We start from the raw sequence: 18,684 nt of genomic DNA, 5'->3' as shown, positions 1-18,684 counted from the left end.
GGAATTCGATGTCGGGCGCACGATTCACCGTGCGCCGGGGGTCAGTCCGTGAGGTCGCCCCGCACCGTAGTCAGACCGGCGCCCATCAGGCGCACCGCGGCGCTGTTGAGCCGCGGCAGGCTCTTCAGCCGCGCGCGGACATCGTCCTCGGGCATCACATGGGCGGTCCCGGTGTACCAGCGGCCCCGGACGCGGACCCGGACCCGCGGGTCCGCCAGGATGTTGCGCACGTACTGCGAGCGCTCGCCGTACTCGCTGACGAACCAGAACACCCGCCCTACGAGACGTCCGCCGACGGGGGTGCGCCGCGGCAGCCCCGACGCGCGTCCCGTGGTCTCCAGCAGGGTCTGGATCGGCAGCCGCTTCAGGAGCGGATTGCCGATCCGCCGCTGGAACGACGTGACGACGCGGTACTTCCGTTCGGGGTTGCGGGACATGCGAGGGTCCTCCTGTTCGGTGCCGGGCACCATTGTGCGGGGCCCGGCCACCGATTCAGTCGGACGGTGACAGTGGGATGCCGAGGTCCGGATTCTGCCGCTCCCACGGGGGCGTCGCTGATCGTATCGGGCAGCGCGGTGTCCGGAGCGAGACCGCGATCCAGCGGGGCCTGCGGTAAGCGGTGGCAGCGGTGGCCGATCTCCAGCCGAGCGGATTCGTGGCACTTTCGCGAGGGCGCGCTCGACGGGACGGGAACGGTGGATCCGGCAACGGCAGCTCACCGGATCCGTCGTAGGGCTGCTTACGGTGGCGATCCGCCGAACTTCTCGCACCGCCTGGCCGAACGTGCTGCGCCACAGGCATGTCGGGCTCAGCGCCGACGCCACGCGCGGCGCCCGGGGTGCAGTCATATGACTCAAGTCGGCGCATGTGCTCCGTACTTAGCGTGGTGGCCCAGGCCGCGGCACACGAGGCAGGAGCGGAGCCAGAGATGACATGCATGCCCTTCGCGGGAATCGTCGCCGGATTGCCCTCCCGGCCTGCCGACGTCGTCGTACGGAACGCGAAGATCTTCACCGGCGATGCCCAGCTATCACGCGCCACCGCGCCGGCGGCCACCGCGGGCGTCATCGAGACCGTCGGCGGCGACGCCGACATCGCGGGACTCATCGGGACGGACACCATGGTCGTGGATGCCATGGGTCGCAGAGTGGTGTCGGGGCTGTACGACCCGCCCGACCACGTGGTGTGCGGTGGGCTGCGCCACACCGTCCAATGGGTACGGGTGGCGGCCGGGTGGAGTGTGGAGTCGTTCGCCGAGCACCGGATGCCCACCCGGGCCGAGTCGAACGAGGTCGCTCCCGACACGCCGGTGATCGTCACGCACCTGTACCAGGCGGCGATCCTCAACCGTGCCGCGCTCAAGGCGGCCAGGACATCCAGGGGGACCCCGGCCCTGCCCGGCGGCTGTGCCGCCGTGACCCGCCTGCACGCGGCGGGTGAGCCGACGGTAGGCATCACCCACCATCTCTTCCCCCAGACCGGCGGTGGCGAGGTGGAGGACCTGTGCCGCTGGATCGGTATGGTCCGCCCCGAGGACGGCGACGCCTGGCTACGCTTCGACGGCGCGGGAGAGAACCTCACCTGGGCCGCCGCCGACTTCGAGAAACTCGCCGCCAAGAGTCTCTTCCCCGGCGGCAACCGCCGGTTCTTCGACCACGCGGAGACCATCTCGACCCAGAGCCTGGACCGCCGGGAGACGGCCCTGGCGATGTGCACCTCGGCCGGAGCGGCACTCACCGGGAAACAGGATGCGAAGGACCTGCTGCGGCCCGGCCATTACGCCGACCTCATGGTACTGAGTGACGACGACTTCGCCGTCCCGGAAGACGAGATCCCCACCATCGAGGCGCTGTTCAGGGTGGCGGGCGGCCGGATTGTCTACGCGACGGGTGAGTTCGAAGGCCTCGCCGCGCCGGCCACGGTGCCCGAGTGGAGCCCGATCGCCCAGTTCGGCGCCTACCAGGCCGCCCCGCTGCCGCACCTCTCAGAGGGTGATGAGGGGTGCGGCAGGCCGAGTGGGTGGGCCAGGTCGCCGCCGAATCCGCCCGCTACCGCCGCTGACGCGTCGAGCGCGGACTTGCCGCCAATGCCGCCGTCCTCGACGCCCCTTTTTCGGCTGAGGGAGCGTCAGACGAACGTGGGTCCGCTCATCCTCCGGCTCGCCACCAGGCTGCTGATGGCCGTGCACAGACCGCGGAGAGTGAGCTTCCGGCGCGGCGGGCACGGGCAGGCGGGCGGCACCGCCGCGTTCCGCAGGGACGGCTTCCTCGGCGGGGCGCTCACCGTCCTGGTCGAGGACGGCGGTCAACTCACCAGAGTGGTCTTCCTCGCCGGCGCGCTCACCCCGTCGGCATTCGCCACCGCCAAGGGCGTGATGACCGTAGCCGTCACCGTGAAGTGGGCGAACGGGCCCTGGGCCCCCGCGCGACGGCTTCGAGTACCTCGGCTTCCTTGTGGCGGTCGCGGCTGTGCTCGCATGCACAGGGCCCGGACGCTGCTCGCTCGACGGTGTCTACGGGCTGCCCCGGCCCGGCTGGGTGGCCGCGGCCGCCGCCGCGGTCGGAGTGGCCGCGGGACCGCCCACTCGCCCTGTATGGGCGCAGCTCACCCCTGCCGCCGAGGAGACGCTGATGAAGGCCGCTCTGCTCCGCGTCACCGACCGACTGCTGCCGGACAGCGACCCGGCCTATGGGCCGCTGCCGACGCTGCTGGTCGTGCTCACCTTCGTGACCGGCGTGGTGGACGCCGTCAGCTACCTCGGCCTGGGCCATGTCTTCGTGGCCAACATGACGGGCAACGTGATCTTCTTCGCGTTCTCCCTGACGGGGGCCAAGAACCTCTCCGTGTGGGCCTCCGCGCTGGCCATCGCCGCGTTCATGGCGGGCGCGTGGGGGGAGGGCCGCCTCGCGGACACTCCCGCCGACACCGTGCGGCACTTTCGGGCCATCGCCGGCGTCCAGGCGCTGTTGGTAGCGGGCGCCGCGTTGGCGTCGACCACGCTGGGGCACCGCTCGACGGGAGCGGTCGCGGAATTGGTCATCCTGCTCGGTTGCGGGATGGGCCTGCAGAACGCGGCCGTCCGCAGACTGGCCGTCCCCGACCTCACCACCACCGTGCTCACCCTGACCGTCACCGGGCTGGCCTCCGACCGCCCGGGACGGCCCACGATACGCCGCCTCACCTCCATCACCGCGATGCTCTGCGGCGCCCTGTGCGGATCCGCGCTCACCCTGCGCGCCGGGATCGCCTGGGCCCTCCTGCTCGCCCTGCTCCTGCTGCTCGCCGTCGCCGCGGCGGCGAGCGCCCCCACCGAAAGGGACCGTCCATGACGACGACCGACACCTCCGATTGGACCGCCCGCCGCGTGCTTCTCAAGCGGGCCATGCTGGCCGCGTCCCTGCCTGCCGCCGCCACCGTGCTCGGCGGCGCCCTGCCCGGCACCGCCCACGCGGCCTACCCTGCCGGCCTGCCCGACTTCGCCCCCGTGCCCAGCCAGGCGTTCGGCCCGGCGCTGAACGCCCAGGGCTACTACGTGGGCCGGATCGGCGGCGCCCTCCACTGGGTCACCGACGGCAGCTACCAGGCGATGTTCCTGGCCACCCGGGAGGGCGTGGTACTGGTCGACGCGCCGCCCACCCTGGGTCACAACCTGCAGCGCGCCATCCAGGACGTCACCGGACCGCTCGGCCTGCCGAACCGGGTCACGCACCTCGTCCACTCCCACTCCCACGCCGACCACATCGGCGCGGCCGGGCTGTGGGGCAAGGACGTCGAGCGCATCGGACACATCGAGAACCGCCGCCTGCTGCGGCGCGACGCGGACCCCGAGCGGCCTGCGCCCACCACCGTCTTCGAGGACCGCCTCACCGTCGAGGTCGGCGGCGAGCGCCTGGAACTGGCCTACCACGGCCCCAACCACTCGCCGGACAACATCTACGTGTACGCGCCCAAGTATCGCACCCTGATGCTGGTCGACGTCGTCTATCCGGGCTGGGTGCCCTTCAAGGAACTCGCGGTCTCGCAGGACATCCCCGGCTGGATCAAGGCCCATGACACGGCGTTGAGCTACCCCTGGCGGACGCTGGTCGGCGGTCACCTGGGGCGCCTGGGCCGGCGGGCGGACGCGGAGACACAGAAGCAGTACATGGCCGACCTGACGGCCAGCACCCGGGCCGCCCTCACCGGCCTCGACCCGACCCCGTACTTCGCCAAGTACGGGCCGTCCGGCAACGCCTGGGCCATCTTCAAGACCTACCTGGCGGCCGTCGCCGAGCAGGCCGCCGCCCCGGTGACCAGCAAGTACCTGGGGGTGCTGGCCGCGGCCGACGTCTTCACCGTGGACAACGCCGCCGCGCTGCTCGAATCGCTCCGCATCGACTCCGACGTCCTCGGTCCCTTCGGGATCCACGCATGAGAGCCAGGGCGCCGATCGGCTTCCTCACCCACGTCGTCCAGGTCGGGGGGATCGACATCGAGTACGCGCGCGGTGGCGAGGGACCCACCCTGGTGCTGCTGCACGGCTACCCGCAGACCTGGTACGGATGGCGGGGTGTCCTGCTCGCCCTCGCCGAGCACTACACCGTCATCGCGCCCAGTCTGCGCGGCGCCGGCCGGTCCACCGCGCCCGCCGGCGGCTACGACAAGAAGACCATGGCCGCGGATGTGCACGCGCTGCTGCTGCACCTCGGCCTGGACAGAGCCGTGCGGCTGGTCGGCCACGACATCGGCAGCATGGTCGCGTACGCCTACGCCGCACAGTTCCCCGACGATGTGCGTCGGCTGGTGTTCAGCGAGGCGCCCATCCCCGACCAGAGCATCTACCGCGCACCCGCGCTCACCCCCGCCGGACCGGGGGCCTGGCACTGGGGGTTCTTCAACCTGGCCGAAGGCCTGCCGGAGAGCGTCGTCACCGGGCGGGAGCGGACGTGGATCGAACGGTTCATCGCCGCCAAGGCCGTCCAGAAACACCGGGCGGCCGATCCGGCCGCCCTGGACGAGTACGCCCTGCGGCTGAGCGATCCCGCGCACCTGCGGGCGAGCTTCGCCTGGTTCCGGGCGTTCGGCCAAGACGTCGCCGACAACGCGGAGTTCGGCCGGACGCCCCTCGAAATGCCCGTCCTGGCCGTCGGCGCGGCGGCGAGCCACGGCACGCGCATCGCGGACCAGGTGCGGCAGTACGCACGGCATGTCGAGGGCGTCGTCGTCGACGACTGCGGCCACTGGCTCTACGAGGAGCAGCCCGAGGAGACCACCCGACTGCTTCTGAAGTTCCTCACCTGACACGACGACGAAGGTGGCCCGGGCGAGTCCTCCCCACGGGGGACACCGCGTTCCGGATGCACAGACATCGGGCTTCGTGCCCGCACCGTCCCAGAAAGGGAATCACCATGACCCCAGCCCGGATTCTCGTCGTAGGCGGCGGCTTCGCGGGGATCGCCTGCGCCCGCCGCCTGGAAAGACTGCTGGCACCCGATGAGGTCGAACTCGCGCTGGTCACTCCCCTCAGCTATGAGCTGTACCTGCCGCTGCTGCCCCAGGTCGCGGCCGGGGTCCTCACGCCTCAGTCGGTCGCCGTCTCACTGCGGCGGTCGCTCCGCCGTACCCGGATCGTGCCGGGTACCGCCATCGGCGTGGACCCGGGGGCAAAGGTGTGCGCGATCCGACTGATCACCGATGAGGTCACCGAAGAGCGTTACGACCACGTGGTGCTCGCCGCCGGCAGCGTCACCCGCGGCTTCGACATCCCCGGGGTGCCCGCCGAGGCCCACGGCATGAAGACGCTCGCCGAGGCCGTCGCCCTGCGGGACCACGTCATCGCCCAACTGGACCTGGCCGCTGCCACCCGCGACCCGGAGGAGCGGGACGCCCGGCTGCGCTTCGTCGTGGTCGGCGGCGGCTACGCGGGCACCGAGACCGCCGCGTACCTGCAACGTCTGACCGCCTCGGCGGCGCGCGGCTACCCCGGCCTGAGCCCGGAGATGATCCGCTGGCATCTGGTTGATCTCTCGCCCCGGCTGATGCCCGAACTCGGAGACCACCTCGGCCGAAAGGCGCAGCAACTGCTCCGCCGCCGGGGCGTGGACATCTCGCTGGGCACGAGCGTGGCGCGCGCGGAGCCCGGGGCGGTCACCCTCACCGACGGGCGCAGGCTGCCCACCCGCACCCTGATCTGGACCGCGGGCGTCGCCCCCAGCCCTCTGGTCGCCACCCTGGACGCCGCCACCACCCGCGGTCGGCTGACCGTCAACCCCGACCTGACGGTTTCCGGCCTGGACGGCGTCTTCGCGGTCGGCGACGCGGCCGCCGTACCCGACCTGGTCACCGGCGGCGACGCTGTCTGTCCGCCCACCGCGCAGCACGCCCTGCGTCAAGGCCGGGTCGCCGGCACGAATCTGGCCGCACGGCTGCGGGGGCAGCCGCTGCGCCCCTATCGGCACCATGACCTGGGCCTGGTGGTGGACCTGGGCGGGCCGCAGGCGGTCTCCCGGCCGCTGGGCGTGCCGCTCAGCGGACTGCCCGCCCAGGTGGTCGCGCGCGGCTACCACCTGCTCGCGCTGCGCACCGCAGTCGCCAAGACCCGCGTCGCGACCAACTGGGCCCTGCACGCCCTGGCCGGGGACGACTTCGTCCGCACCGGTTTCCTGGCCGGTCGGCCGACCACCATGCGTGCGCTGGAGCCGGTGACCGGCTACCTGGCCCCGGGCGCGCTGCGACCGGCGGAGGACACCACCGCACCTGATGGGGCCGCCTGACGCTTCGTCCGAAGCGTGACCCGCAGACACCGACGCGCGGGCCGTACCGGTTTCCCTCGTGGGGCCGGGCCGAAACCGCCGCCGACGGCCAGGTCTCCGCACTTGAGGTTCATGTCGGTACACCCCCGCTACTCGCCACCTTCCAGCCCCGGCACCACCGACCGTCCGAAGGAACCGTCATGCCCCTCGTTCCCGAGCCGGCGCAGACCATGGCCCGGCTGCGCGCCGCCCACCGCAGCGGGCTCAACCGACCGGTAGCCCGTCGCAAGGAGCTTCTGCGCCGCCTGCGCGCCATGCTCGTGGACTGCGGGCCGCAGTTCACCGAGGCGCTCCACGCCGACCTCGGCAAGGGCCCGGTCGAGGCACACCGCACCGAGATCGACTACGCCGTGCGCGAGATCGACTACATCCTGGCTCACCTCGACGACTGGCTGCAGCCCCAACCCGTCCCCACTCCACCGCAGTTGGGCACGGCCGAAGCCTGGACACAGCTGAGTCCACTGGGCGTGGCGCTGGTCGTCGCGCCGTGGAACTACCCCCTGCACCTCGTAGTCGTCCCGCTGGTCGGGGCGCTCGCGGCCGGTAACACCACGGTGGTCAAACCCAGTGAGTTCGCCCCCGCCACGTCCGCCGCGCTCGCGCGGCTGCTGTCCTCCTACCTGCCATCGGACGCGGTCGCCGTCGTGGAGGGCGGCCCCGCCCGGACCACGGCCCTGCTGGAACAGCGCTTCGACCACATCCTCTACACCGGCAACGGCGCCGTCGGCCGCATCGTCATGGCCGCCGCAGCCCGCCACCTCACCCCCGTCACCCTGGAACTCGGCGGCAAGTCATCGGCCTTCGTGGACCGCGGCACCGATCTGCGGCAGGCCGCCCTGCGGCTGGTGGCGGTCAAGTTCATCAACGCCGGGCAGACCTGCGTGGCGCCGGACTACGTGCTGACCGACTGGAAGACCGCCCCGGAACTGGAGGACGCCCTCGCCAAAGCAGTCGACGCGGCGTACGGCTCTGAAGCCGCGCGCGTCCCGGAGTACGCGAGGATCGTGAACGAACGGCACTACCGGCGACTGGTCCGCCTGCTCGCGTCGGGCCGCATCGTCGCCGGCGGCGACCACGATCCGCAGACCCGCTTCATCGCCCCGACCGTGCTGGCCGACGTGGCACCGGACGCACCCGTCATGCAGGAGGAGATATTCGGGCCCATCCTGCCCGTGCTGGCCGTGGAGGACCTCGACGAGGCGATCTCCTTCATCAATTCCCGGCCTGCTCCGCTCGGCCTGTACGCCTTCAGCGACAACGCCGGCACCCGGGAGCGCCTGCTCGACGAGACCACCTCCGGTGGCATCACCTTCGGCCTGCCCATGGCCCAGTTCCTCGTCCCCGAGCTGCCCTTCGGGGGCATCGGAGAAAGCGGCATGGGCAGCTACCACGGCCGCCACACCGTCATTACCTTCAGCCACACCCGCTCGGTGGTGGCCCAGCCCTGACGGCAGGCCTCGGCGAAGTCCCCGCTCGGGAAGGATCCGGTACATGTGTGAGGCCCTGGGCCTGTCCAAGGCGGTGGGACGCAAAGGAGGACGCTGCCGCGCCGGAGCATGTCCGGTGGTGCGGCGCCCCCTTGCGGCAGGCAGCCCTCCGAGGCCCGGTGCCCGGATCTCAGGCGGAGTCCGCATCGAGCGCCGCGAGGAACACCTCGTCCTCGACATAGATCTCGAGAGCGCTGATCAGGCTGTCGCTGATCCGCCAGATGTGGACCTCGCAAGAGTCGAAAGGACGGCCGTTGGCACGGACGGTGCCGCGGGTGCGTCCCACCTGGACCACTCGATCGCCCGCCTGGTAGATGACCTCGGGCTTGACTTTACTGCTGATGTGCGTGCTGACGGCGGTGAAGAACTCTCCGAATCCGGACAGCCCACGATAGGTGCCGCCCCAGGGCAGTCTCTCGGACTGGGTGCGCCTCGATCGCCATCCGCCGACCGGACACGGCCCGTCGCCGCCGCGGCAAACTGCATGGGAACTTCATGGAGTCCGCACATCGGGCCGGGTGTGATGGTCAGGTGCACGGCATCCGCTGAGCCAAGCCCGGTCGTGCTGCGCGCACGTCGGGCGGCCCCGCGCAGGCCCTTCGTCCGACGAATCCGGCGGAAAGGACGTCCACATGCCCGACGCGGCGTATCGCGTTTCGTCCTCGCCGCTCCTACGGGGGCGCGATGAGGTGCTGCACACGCTGGACAGGCTGTGCGCCGACATCCCCGCAGGCGGTGCGGTGCTGTTGATCGTCGGAGAACCGGGGACCGGCAAGACGTCTCTCCTGCAGGAGGCGGCACGCAGGGCTCGCAGTGGCGGACTCCGCCTGGTGGCCACCGGGCCGGGGGCCGGCGAGAGGAACTGGGCGCTCTCAGGCCTGCAGCGTCTGCTCTGGCCACTGGCGGACCACATACCGCAGTTGCCGACCGAAGGACGCGCCGTGGTGGAGCGGGTGCTGGCCGGCGACGTGCCCAAGGAACGGGACATGCTCGCCGTCTCGACAGCGGCCCTGGAACTGTTCACGGCGGCGGGTCGCGACCGCGGCCTGCTCCTGGTGGTGGACGACTGGGACGCCCTGGACCGTCAGAGCGGGAACGTCCTGGCTTTCGTCGCCCGTCGCGTCGCGGGCCCCTGGGAGCTCGGCGCCGAGGACAGGCGGGTGGGCGTCGTCGGTGCCTGCCGTCCGTCCGGCAGCGCCGAGCTGATCGCCTCCGGGCTGCCCGCCAGACGACTGGGGCCGCTGACGGACGGCAGTGTGCGGCAGCTGCTGACCGATCGGTTCCCGGAGCTGCCCGCCCAGGACCACCCCGACATCGCTTCGGCGGCCGACGGCAACCCGCTCGCCGCCATTGAACTGGCGAGCGGATTCACCGAACTCACCCGCAAGGGCCTTCGCACTCCGGGAACCGGACTGCAGGTGGAGCTGCTGCCCAGGTCGTCGCGGCTGTGGGACGCCTTCGCGGAGGCAGCCCACTGCCTGCCGGACGCGTCCAGGGACGCCGTGCTCGTCGCGGCACTCCACCGCGGCCAGGAGACCGCCCTGGTCGTGGCGGCGACCCAGGTCCTGAGATCGGACCCGACCGTCCGACAGGACGTCCTCGAACCCGCGGAACGGGCCGGGGTACTGATCGCAGCCGGCCCGGCCGTGATGTTCTCCCATGCCGTCGCCGCAATCGCCGCCGTCCAACGGGAAAGCGCTCAACGGCGCCGTCGCGCACACGCCGCACTGGCCGAGGTGCTGCCCCGCCACAGCGACCACCACGCTTGGCACCGGGCCCAGGCCCTGACCGTCACACAGCACGCCTGCGCCGCCGCGCAACTCGAGGCAAGCCACCGTCAGGCCGTGGACCGCGGGGACCCTCTCCAGGCCGTGCGCATGCTGCAGCGCGCCGCCGAACTCGCTGCAAGTCCCCAGGACCAAGGACGAATCCTGATCAAGGCTTCGGGGCTCGCCTCCGAACTGGGACGCCCCGGCATGGTGGAACAGCTCCTCGCCGCCGCCTCCGCGGCCCCCCTGACGCCCGTACTGCGCCTGCGCGCCCGACTGCTGCAGGAGGCATCCACCCACGGCCTCCCCGGCGACAGCACCGAACTGTGCGACACCATCGACCCGGGGGACCCGGACACCTCGCTCTCCCTGCTCTTCGATGCGGCCCAGCGCTGCTGGCGCGAGAACACCGGGCAGGAGGACAGAACGCGGGTCGTCACCGCGCTCACCACACTGTCCGACACCCGGTACGATCCCCGGCACATCGCGACCCTGGCCACCGCCGAACCCGTGCTGCTGGCCGACGAGGTGGCCAAACGCCTCGGCCGCCCGCGTTCCGGCCTGGCCGGCCATGCCGACAACCTGCGGCTGCTCGGTCAGGCGGCACACGCCATCGGCGACTTCGAGCGTGCCACCGATCTGCTGGTCCCCGCCATCGACCTGCTGCGCCGTCAGCAGCGCCTGGTGCTGCTGCCCCGGGTGCTGACCATGGAGGCCAACGGAGCCATCTGGCTCGGCGACTGGCACCGCGCCACCGCGTTCCTCGCCGAAGCCCATGAAGTCGCGCTGAACACCCACCAGCCCGCCTGGGCTGCGGCCTCCCGTGCGAAGCAGGCCCTCCTGGCCGCCCTGCGGGGGGAGGTCGAAGAGGCCTTCGTCCTGGCAGAGCAGGCCACGCTCTGCCGCGGCGACCTACGGTTGAACCACGTGTCCACCTGCACCGACATCGCTCGCGGGGTCGCCTGCGCCATCGCCGGCTCGTACGCCGACGCGTATGCGTATCTGCGCCCGTTGTTCGACGACGATGCCCAGCTGTACCACCAGCGCGAGAGTTTCACGGTCGTCATGCATCTCGCGGAAGCCGCGGCACACACCGGTTTCCACGATGAGTCGCGCCGCCTCCTGGCAACGTGGGAACAGTCCGCCGAGCTCACTCCGGCCCCCGTCCTGCACCACCAACTCGCCTACGCACGAGCCGTGCTGGCGCCCGACGACCACGCCGACGACCTCTTTCAAGCAGCGCTGAACGGGAACGTAACCCGGTATCCGCTCGTCCGCGCCATGACCCAGCTCGCCTACGGAACCTGGCTGCGCCGCCGCCGCCGCGCCGCCGAATCCCGTGATCCGCTGCGCCGGGCAAAGGCCGCGTTCACCGCCATGGGAGCCGTGACCCGCGTCCGGCAGGTCACCGCCGAACTACGGGCCACGGGCGACCGTCTTCCCTTCGCCCCGGGGCGTGGCCGACCGGAGCGGACGACCGGCTCGGGTCTGCTGAGCCCGCAGGAGACACGCATCGCCGAACTGGCAGCCGAGGGGCTGACCAACCGCGAGATCGGCGAGAAGCTGCGCCTCTCACCGCGCACGATCGGCTCGCATCTGTACCGGATCTTCCCCAAGCTCGACGTCACATCGCGGTTCCAGCTACGCGACCGCCTGGAGATGGATCACCAGTGATCTCCCAGTTCCCGTGTCGCGCGCTCCGCCCACGGCGCAGCACCCAGCGACCGGAGCCGCACAGCGGCGTCCCGCAGCAGGGCGTCTGCTTCCGGCGTCCGCCGCCGGCGCCGCAGCCAGACCCCGAGTGCCAGATCCAGCCGGGCCGAATACCACACGGACGTACCCGCGTACTGGCGAGCCTCGAAGACCGCCTGTTCCACCGCCGCGTCCTCGGCGAGCACGGCACGCGCGTAGGCACGGGAGCGATCCACTCCAGGAGACGGGAAGAACCCATCGGTCGCCTCCAGGCCGGCGAGCACCGCTCGCGCCTCCTCCACCCGGCCCGCTGCCACGGCGACATCGGCGAAGAGGTCCACCTGCCAGCAGCGCTGCACCCCGTGTCCGTCCGGGCTGTCGTCCATCAGCCGGCGGAAACAGTCGAATGCCGCGTCCGCCCGCCCGCGGGCCAGTTCGGTCAGGCTTCTTGCCATGAGGGTCCCGTTGCGCAGGGAACCGTTCCTCGAGGACATGCCCGCGTCCTCGACCTCGACGAGCAGTTGGTCGGCGCGGCCGACCGCCCCGCGCAGCGCGGCCAGTATCACCTGGCACAGCCGTACCCACCTGGTCCACCCCGGCTGCTGGGTGTCGACGGCCAGTTCATAGGACTCCGCCGCCGCGAGATCCGCCGCGTCCCACCGCCCCTGGTAGAGGGCCGCCCATGCCCGCAGGTTGAGCACCTGCGCCAGGACCGTGCGCTTTCCCTGCTGCCGATGGCCTACGGCGGCCTGCGCGCAGAACGACTCCGCAAGCTCGAAGTCGGCAAGGACGAAGGCGGAGAAGGCGAGCAGCGAGGCCAGGTCGGGCTCGCCGACCTCCTCCTTCGCCCATCGTCTCAGGGCCTGAAGCAGAGAGGGGGACAGGGAGAACGTCGCAGTCAGCGCCTGGACGTTGACAAGGCGCGGATCCATCGCGTCCAGACCGAGTCCCTCAGCGGCGGAGAGCACCTCGAGGGCCAGGTCCATGGAGCCGGGGCGGAAAAAGGATCGGCGCGCCGCACTCATGATCATCATGGCCGCCAGATCAGTCGCTCCGTCGGCATGGACGCGGCGGGCCGCATCGACGAGATGCTGAATGCCGTCCACCTCTCCGGGGTCTCCGTCATCGAACGCAGACTGCAGCCACAGTAGGCGCAGCCGCTCCTGGGCCTCGAGCGGGAAGGTGATCAGTTCGCCGATGCACCGCTGAACCTCCCTGTAGCGGTCGAGCTCGTAGGCGAGTTCGCCGGTCGTGAGGAGCCGCTCGGCGCGGACGCGGTTGTCCGTCGACAGACGGGCGGCTCGCTCGAACCACAGTTCCGCGGTCGTGGCGGCCAGCAACTCGGCCCGCTCGGCGTCATCCAGGCGCAGCGCCTGGGCAAGCGCGGCGATGGTGCCTTGGCGCGGGCGGCGGGTGTTGCCGAGTTCCATGTCGCTGATTCCGCGCACACTCACCCCGGACGCCTCGGCCAGTTGCTCCATCGTCATGGCCCGGCCCAGCCGCAGACCCCGCAGTGCCCGCCCGAACTCGGTAATGCTCACGTCGTGCTCACCTCTGATCCCACTTCGGTTCTCAACCCACGGGACCCAGCGTGGCGAAGTAGCATGATCCGTTACTTCAGTCGTTTGACTGCGATTTCCCAAAGTCGACGGAGAGGACGGCGCGGGCGCGGGCGAGATGCCCATGAAGCAGCGGTGCCGGGGTGATGAGGGACAGATGTTCCGCATGACGCAGCCTCAACCGCGCCTCGGCCGCGTTGCCGCTGTGGACCGCGCTCTCGGCGAACAGGCTGAGGACGTCGAAACACAACCTCCGGTGATAGCTGGGGTCCTGCGGGTCCAGCAAGGACCGGCAGATGCGGTAGGCCTCTTCGTGCCGGCCCTGGACGAAGGCGGCTTCGGCCTTCACACGCTGCACGCAGGCCAGGACACTGTTCAGCTGGTTGGTCCGAGCCGACGGCTCGGCCGCGGACACCTTCCGGAGGGCCAGTTCGGTCTCACCGCGCAGAGCCTTGAGCCGGGCCTGATAGAGGGTGGCCTCGGTCGGGACCGGTCGGCCGCTGTCTCGTGCCAGCCCTTCGGCCTCCTCCGCGGCGGCCTCCGCCGTGTCCAGATGCCCCAGTTCGGTACGGACGATCACCTGCGTGGCGAGCACCTGGGCCAGCGGGCCGACCCGGCCCTGAGCCCGTAACAACTGCTCGGCCCGGTCGAGCACCTCCGCAGCCCGGACGTCATGGCCGACGGCGTGGGCGGCCATCCCCAGCAGCCCGAGGGCGTGCGGATCCGCCAGCTCCGCGGGGCGCAGCGCATCCAGCGCGGCGCAGACACTCCGACCGCGAGCGACCGGCTCGGCCACGCCGAGGACGGCCAGCCAGCGAGCGTTGTCCCGTATGGGGGGACACGCCTCACCCATCAACTCGGCGGTCTCCACCACCGCGGCGCGCGTCAGCGGGCCGGACTCGGCCCACCAGCAGCGAACTGCGGCACTGAGCAGGAGGTCCAGGGCAAGGTTCTCGTCGCCGTCCCCTGCGGCGTCGGAGGCCACTTCGCACAGTTCCCACACCCGTGCGGGGTCCGCGGGCGCACCATCGCTGAGCGTCTCCAGCAGCCACTGCGCCTTCGCCCGGTCCAACCGGGTCAACTCCTGACGCAGTGCGGTGGTGATCAGCAGGTCGACCACATCCACCCGCCCGAGCCGACCGGCCAGCTCGGCGGCCCGCAGCAGGCGACTTCCGCGCCGGGTGCCGCGCGTGGTCAGCTCCGCGGCCCGCCGCAGCACAGCGATGGCCGACGACACCGCACCCCGGGCCAGCAGGTCACCAGTCACCCTCTCCAGGAGATCGGCCGCCTCGTCGTCGGGACCGTTCCCGGTCTGTTCGCGGTGCCAGGCATGCCGGTAGGGATCCGTCACGACGTCCACGAGGGCTCGCCGCGCCCACATCCGTCGCGTCGGCGACTCGCCTTGGAGGAGGCCGGAACGGACCAGCGGATGGCTGAACTTGACCGTGTCGCCCACGATGTGCAGCAGCCGTTCCTGCACGCCTCGCGTCAGCACCGCATCGTCGACGTCACAGCCGGTCAGCCGCGCCGCGGCGTCCAGGATCTCCTTCAGTTCACCGGAATCGTCGACTGCCGCGACCAGCAGGGTGTCTCGCACGGGCCTGGGCAGGCCGGCCGCCTGAAGGCCGAACATCCGCTCCAGCCTGGCTTCGGGCGAGCGCTGTCCCCGATCCGCGGGCATTGCTTCACGGGAGGAGAGTTCCAGTAGGACCAGCGGGTGTCCGGCTGCCTCACGGAGCAGAGTGCGACGCCGCGCCGAGGAGAGAGCGGGCGCATGGTGCCGCAGGAGCTCTTCCGCGCTGGGCGCCGACAGCCGCCCGACCGTGATCTCCGGCCAGCGGCCCTGCTCAAGCGGGCGCGGATGCCCGACGCGTATGGCGCACACCAGATCCACCGGAAGTTCCCGCGCCCGCTCGGCGATGAAGGCCGTGGCCTCCAGCGTCTGTACGTCCAACCATTGGGCGTCGTCCACCAGAAGCACCACCCGGCTCCGTTTGCTCGCCCGGCTCAACAACCCGGCGACACCGCGGTGGATCGCCGCCTGCTCGGGCGAGGAACGCGCCAGATCGAACGCGGACAGCAGCGCTGTCCTGTCTGGCGGAGCAAGCCCCGAGAGCTCCTGGAGGAGCGGCCGTAGCAGCTCCTGCAGACAGGTGAACGGCGGTTGGGCGGCGACCTCCACGCCACTCGTGCGCAGTACCAGCGCACCGCAGGCCCGGGCGAGGCCGTCCGCCACGGAGAGCAGCGCCGTCTTCCCTATGCCCGGCTCGCCCCGGAGGGCGAGGACCTGCCCGGGAGGTCCGTCATCCGCCAACGTGCGGGCCAGCAACCGCACTTCATCGTCCCGTCCGTAGAGATTTACCGAGGTCATCCGTACTCCATGGGCAGGGCGGCAGTGCAGTGGACGCGCCCGACGCTAGGACGCGGACTGCGCGAGAGCTTGAGTCAACCGACTCAGGCGGAGCCGACGGACAGGCCCGGTCGAGGGCCTCAACCACCCACTCCCCACCTGGACTCGGCCTGTACGTCCCCTGGAACGGGACCCCGACGCCTTCGCACACTCCGCGACGTACGGCTACGTATGCTGGCCGAATCGCTGCGGAAAGGGGCATCGCAACAGTGCACGCCGCTGACACTCCCACCCACTTCCTGGGGCGCGACCGGGATCTCTCGCGCGTCCGGCGCGTCTGGGACACGCTGCCGGAAAGGGGATCCTTCGTGCACTTGAGCGGGCCCCCTGGGATCGGCAAGACGGCGTTGCTACGTGTCTGCGCCGAAGAGGCTCCGGAACGCGGACTGCGCATGGTGTGGGCCGTGGGCAGCCGCGCGGAGCAGGCCCTGCCCTTCGCCACCCTGCATCAGCTACTGCGTCCGCTGCTGCCGGCCGCCGAGCATCTGTCGGCTGCCCAGCGTGGCGCCCTGCTCGGAGCGTTCGGCATGGCCGAACCAGCGCAGCCCGCAGAACCCGCCCGCATCGGCCTCGCCGCCCTGGAACTGCTCTCCGAGAGCGCCTCCCGGCGGCCGGTACTCGCCGTCGTCGACGATCTGCAGTGGGCGGACCCGCCTAGCCGGGAGGCCATCGACTTCATCTCCCGGCGTCTGGCCGTGGAGTCCGCCGTTCTGATGGTCGCCACCCGCGAGGCTCCGGCGCGGAGCGCCTCCCGGGACGACGAGCCCGGCCGGGTGCACCTGGCGCTGGCGCCACTCGACGCGGCGGACGCCGGGGAACTGCTCGCTCGGCACGCGCCCACACTGGCCGCCGACGAGCGCAGGCGGGTACTCCACCTGGCCCAGGGCAATCCGCTGGCGCTCGTGGAACTGCCTGCCTCGGCCCGCTCCACGCTCCCCGGTCCGGGCGCGCTGCCGCTGACGGACCACCTCCGGCACACCTTCGCCGACCGGCTGGAGGACTGCGCGCCCACGGCCAGGGCGATCCTCCTGGTGGCCGCGATCCAGGACAGCGACCGCCTCGACGAGACGGAACGGGCCGTGGAGAGGCTCCTGGGCAGACCTCCGAGGCCGACGGACCGGACCGACGCCGCCCGTTCCGGGTTGGTGGAGATCATCGCCGACACACTGCGGTTCCGTCATCCGCTGATGCGCTCGGCCGTCGTCCACAGCTCCGGCACCGAAGCGGTGGCGGCCGCGCACCGCGCCCTGGCCGACGTCCTCGCCAGGGACATCGACCGGGCCACCTGGCACCGGGCCGCGGCCCTTGACCGGCCGGACGCGGCCGCCGCCGACGCGCTGGAGACCTCCGCCGACCGGGCCCTGTCCCGCGGAGCACCCGCCCTTGCCCAGACCTTTCTGGAGCGCGCGGCACAGCTCACCCCGCAGGAGGCCGCAAGCGGCCACCGCCTGCTGCGCGCGGCGGAAGTGGCCTTCGAACTGGGCCGCCCCGACACCGTCCGGGCACGGATCGAGCAGGTGCGCGCGCGGCCCCTGCCCCCGGAGGACACGGGCCGGCTGGTCGCCCTGGAGACGGCCTTCGACGACGGCGTCCCGGGCGGCGAGCGCATCGTCCGCCAACTGGAGCAGGCCGCTGCCGAGGCCGTGCGCACCGGGGATGACGGCCTCGCCGTCAGCCTGCTCATCCGCGCCGCCCGAGCCTGCTACTGGGGAGCTACCCGCGACGCGGTCCTGCTCGGCCGACTCCGTTCCGTGGCGGACGAGGTGCAACTGAGCGCCGGGGACGCGAGGCCCGTACTGGTGGACGCGTTCCTCACCCCCTTCGCCCGCGGTGCGACGATCGTGGACCGACTCGACCGGTGGACGGCCGCGACCGACACGGACCCGGCACTGACCGGTCTGCTCGCCATGGCCGGATTCGTGAGCGGTTCCTTCGAGCACGTCGTGCCGCTGACCCAGGCCGCCGAGGCTGGGCTGCGACAGCAGGGACGACTCGCCGCGCTCACCCAGGTCCTGGTGCTGCGCGCCTTCGCCGCCCTCTATCTGGGCCATTGGGAACTGACGGCCACCGCCGCGGACGAGGCCGTGCGCTTCGCCGAGGAGACCGGGCAGACCACCTGGGCGGCCTGCGCGCAGCTGGCTTTGGCCAACCTGGCGGCGATCCGCGGCCGGCACCACCTGGCCATGCGCCTGCTGGGCGAGGTGCAGGAGGCGGTGGTGATCAGCGGCAACGTGTCCGTGGCCAACGGCATGCAGCTCACCCGGGGCCTGGCCGCGCTCGGGCAGGAGGACCAAGGGCTGGCGTACGAGGAACTGGGCCGGATGCTCGATCCGGCCGACCCGGCCTACCAGTCGCCGCAGTGTGCCTGGGCCCTGGACTATTTCGCCGAGGCCGCCCACGGCGCGGGCCGCCAGGCGGAGGCCCGGGCGGTGGTCCGGCAGGTGGAGAAACTGGCCCAGAGCACCCCCGCGGGCGGGGTGCGGCGTGCTCTCGCGCTCGCCCGCGCCCTGCTCGCCGAGGAGGACGAGGCACCGGCGCTCTTCGCCGAGGCCCGGCTGCGCTGCGCGAGCGGTTCCCCCTGGTACCGGGCGCGGCTCGATCTGGCGGAAGGCGCCTGGCTACGCCGGCACCATCGCATCACCGGCGGACGCGAACTGCTGCGTGCGGCACAGCTGGCTTTCGACCTGCTCGACGCACCGGCCTGGGCCGCGCGCGCCGCACGCGAACTGGCCGCCTCCGGACGAGCCACGGACCGGCGGCGGCCCGGGCGCTGGGCGGTCCTGTCCCCCCAGGAATTGGAAATCGCCCGCCTCGCCGGACAGGGCCTGTCCAACCGGGAGATCGGCGAGCGCCTCTATCTCTCGCACCGCACCGTCGGCTCCCACCTGTACCGCCTGTTCCCGAAGCTCGGTGTGCAGAACCGTGGCCAGCTGGCCGCCGCGCTGGCGGAGTCGGAGGAACTCCTCCACGACTGAG

Annotated in this window: 11 protein-coding genes and 1 pseudogene; 8 read left to right on the top strand and 4 right to left on the bottom strand. The window is 71.6% G+C overall.

Annotation, left to right across the window (positions count from 1 at the left end):
- Positions 1-41: 41 nt before the first annotated feature.
- Positions 42-437 (bottom strand): nitroreductase/quinone reductase family protein, encoded by a 396-nt coding sequence (locus OG568_RS05225; RefSeq protein WP_329530506.1) that lies wholly within the window; start codon positions 435-437, stop codon positions 42-44.
- A 362-nt stretch (positions 438-799) separates the two neighbouring features.
- On the opposite strand from OG568_RS05225, the pseudogene OG568_RS05220 reads away from it, so the two are divergent.
- From OG568_RS05220 to OG568_RS05195, 6 genes and pseudogenes are all read left to right on the top strand, one after another.
- Positions 800-1,822 (top strand): annotated as a pseudogene (locus OG568_RS05220) (amidohydrolase family protein); the annotation flags it as partial.
- A gap of 646 nt (positions 1,823-2,468) precedes the next feature.
- Positions 2,469-3,329, top strand: a complete 861-nt coding sequence (locus tag OG568_RS05215; RefSeq protein WP_329536260.1) for a YoaK family protein — start codon at positions 2,469-2,471, stop codon at positions 3,327-3,329.
- Positions 3,326-4,414, top strand: a complete 1,089-nt coding sequence (locus OG568_RS05210) for an MBL fold metallo-hydrolase (RefSeq protein WP_329536259.1) — start codon at positions 3,326-3,328, stop codon at positions 4,412-4,414. Before OG568_RS05215 ends, OG568_RS05210 begins: the two co-directional genes overlap by 4 nt.
- Complete coding sequence (locus tag OG568_RS05205) at positions 4,411-5,280, top strand: alpha/beta fold hydrolase (protein WP_329530505.1); 870 nt, start codon at positions 4,411-4,413, stop codon at positions 5,278-5,280. The genes OG568_RS05210 and OG568_RS05205 overlap by 4 nt, the downstream gene beginning before the upstream one ends.
- Positions 5,281-5,387: 107 nt before the next feature.
- Positions 5,388-6,752 (top strand): NAD(P)/FAD-dependent oxidoreductase, encoded by a 1,365-nt coding sequence (locus tag OG568_RS05200; protein WP_329530504.1) that lies wholly within the window; start codon positions 5,388-5,390, stop codon positions 6,750-6,752.
- A 179-nt stretch (positions 6,753-6,931) separates the two neighbouring features.
- Complete coding sequence (locus tag OG568_RS05195) at positions 6,932-8,239, top strand: aldehyde dehydrogenase family protein (RefSeq protein ID WP_329530503.1); 1,308 nt, start codon at positions 6,932-6,934, stop codon at positions 8,237-8,239.
- Between the two features lie 169 nt (positions 8,240-8,408).
- On the opposite strand, the gene OG568_RS05190 is transcribed toward OG568_RS05195, so the two are convergent.
- The gene (locus tag OG568_RS05190; RefSeq protein WP_329536258.1) at positions 8,409-8,690 is read right to left on the bottom strand and encodes a nuclear transport factor 2 family protein; all 282 of its coding nucleotides are present in this window, start codon (positions 8,688-8,690) and stop codon (positions 8,409-8,411) included.
- Positions 8,691-8,910: 220 nt separating this feature from the next.
- Here OG568_RS05190 and OG568_RS05185 point away from each other — a divergent pair, with 220 nt between their 5' ends.
- Positions 8,911-11,721 (top strand): LuxR family transcriptional regulator, encoded by a 2,811-nt coding sequence (locus tag OG568_RS05185; RefSeq protein ID WP_329530502.1) that lies wholly within the window; start codon positions 8,911-8,913, stop codon positions 11,719-11,721.
- Here OG568_RS05185 and OG568_RS05180 read toward each other — a convergent pair.
- Positions 11,712-13,280 carry a helix-turn-helix transcriptional regulator gene (locus OG568_RS05180; protein WP_329530501.1) on the bottom strand — a complete coding sequence of 523 codons (1,569 nt, stop codon included), beginning with the start codon at positions 13,278-13,280 and terminating at the stop codon, positions 11,712-11,714. The two genes, OG568_RS05185 and OG568_RS05180, sit on opposite strands and share 10 nt — an antisense overlap.
- A 76-nt stretch (positions 13,281-13,356) precedes the next feature.
- Complete coding sequence (locus OG568_RS05175; protein WP_329530500.1) at positions 13,357-15,669, bottom strand: ATP-binding protein; 2,313 nt, start codon at positions 15,667-15,669, stop codon at positions 13,357-13,359.
- Positions 15,670-15,698: 29 nt separating this feature from the next.
- On the opposite strand from OG568_RS05175, the gene OG568_RS05170 reads away from it, so the two are divergent.
- Positions 15,699-18,683 carry a LuxR family transcriptional regulator gene (locus tag OG568_RS05170; protein WP_329530499.1) on the top strand — a complete coding sequence of 995 codons (2,985 nt, stop codon included), beginning with the start codon at positions 15,699-15,701 and terminating at the stop codon, positions 18,681-18,683.
- The last annotated feature ends 1 nt before the right edge of the window (position 18,684 follow it).

It is taken from the genome of Streptomyces sp. NBC_01450 (assembly GCF_036227505.1).
Taxonomy (GTDB): Bacteria; Actinomycetota; Actinomycetes; order Streptomycetales; family Streptomycetaceae; genus Streptomyces.
Note: the sequence above shows the minus strand (reverse complement) of the source record. Positions and strands in the feature narration are given on the sequence as shown.

Coding starts and splice junctions, on each gene's coding strand:
- OG568_RS05195 (WP_329530503.1), top strand. CDS start 6,932: ATGCCCCTCGTTCCCGAGCCGGCGCAGACCATGGCCCGGCTGCGCGCC.
- OG568_RS05185 (WP_329530502.1), top strand. CDS start 8,911: ATGCCCGACGCGGCGTATCGCGTTTCGTCCTCGCCGCTCCTACGGGGG.
- OG568_RS05205 (WP_329530505.1), top strand. CDS start 4,411: ATGAGAGCCAGGGCGCCGATCGGCTTCCTCACCCACGTCGTCCAGGTC.
- OG568_RS05200 (WP_329530504.1), top strand. CDS start 5,388: ATGACCCCAGCCCGGATTCTCGTCGTAGGCGGCGGCTTCGCGGGGATC.
- OG568_RS05210 (WP_329536259.1), top strand. CDS start 3,326: ATGACGACGACCGACACCTCCGATTGGACCGCCCGCCGCGTGCTTCTC.
- OG568_RS05175 (WP_329530500.1), bottom strand. CDS start 15,669: ATGACCTCGGTAAATCTCTACGGACGGGACGATGAAGTGCGGTTGCTG.
- OG568_RS05225 (WP_329530506.1), bottom strand. CDS start 437: ATGTCCCGCAACCCCGAACGGAAGTACCGCGTCGTCACGTCGTTCCAG.